Below are 1178 nucleotides of genomic sequence, written 5' to 3' on the forward strand. Positions count from 1 at the left end.
ATTTCAGGACAAGACATTTGACCAAACCAATGAACATATATTTTGACTTAAACATTTTCGACAGAATTGAGAAGAAAGAAAATCTCAAAGAAAATGAACGGAATTTATATACGAAATGGGAGAATTTAGTTTTATCAGGTCAAATAGTAGTTCCTTATTCAAATGCACATCTGAACGACCTATTTCGTGGATTTCAAAAAAACCCAAACTATATAGATGGACATTTAGACAATATTGAACGACTGACAAAAAATCTTTGTATTTGTCAATATTGGGGAAATAAAAATGCGGTTTGGCATTTCCGAGAAATTAGAGAGTTTTTTAATGAAAAGAATACTGAATGGGAATTTGAACCCAATTCTTTTGGCGAACTTTTCGATTCCGATTTAGGAATTCCAAATCCACTATTGCTTTACAAAATGATTCCGCTACCGAAAGAATGGAAATTAGGTTATCGACAAGACCCAATGTTTGGAATAATGTATCCGAAATCGAAAACCGAAAATAATATGTATGCGTTAATGGAAGATATTTTCAACTTCCAAAGTCGGCTGAAATCGGACTATAGCCTTTACAAGTCATTTAAAGCTAATTTAATGCGAAGTATGAATAAGCTAAAGAATAACAAAGAAATGCTTAAAGCTGTAAAGCAAAACTTCAAAGATTTACCCAAACATTTAGACATTTTTGAAATTTCGGATTTATATGGTCCAAAATCTAAAACAAGTGAAAACGAAAATTATTCAAAACTGATAGAAACGTTTTACAAATATGACCTTAAAGGATATAAATCTGATGGGAATTATAATAATATGTTTGATGATTCTTTACATACATTTTACGGAGCGCATTGCGATTATTTTGTGACGAATGACGACAGGTGTAAATACAAAGCGGAAAAGACATACGAACGTCTAAAAATAAATACGATTGTAATTAAAGCAAATGAAATTGACCGAATAAAAACTGCGTAGAACAACGTATATAACTCATAGCTAATTAGTTGCTTAATCGAAGTTAAGGCATACTTGGAAAGTCGCCAAATTTTTAAATTTGACGATTTCCAATAAAAAAGATAAATAGTAAAATTTAAAAATCTGGCTTGTGCTCAACCGAAAAATAAAAGCTATTTTGCACGCTACGAGCCATATACAGAGACGTTGTAAAACATTTAAAAT

Annotated in this window: 1 protein-coding gene; it reads left to right on the forward strand. The window is 30.9% G+C overall.

Features of this window, described 5'->3' with window-relative positions; translation table 11 throughout:
- On the forward strand, positions 1-974 hold a 974-nt coding region (locus KO500_RS13455; protein ID WP_215957079.1), incomplete at its 5' end, for a hypothetical protein.
- Between the last annotated feature and the right edge of the window lie 204 nt (positions 975-1178).

The sequence above is a fragment of the Cellulophaga baltica genome, from assembly GCF_018861125.1.
Classification (GTDB): domain Bacteria; phylum Bacteroidota; class Bacteroidia; order Flavobacteriales; family Flavobacteriaceae; genus Cellulophaga; species Cellulophaga baltica_A.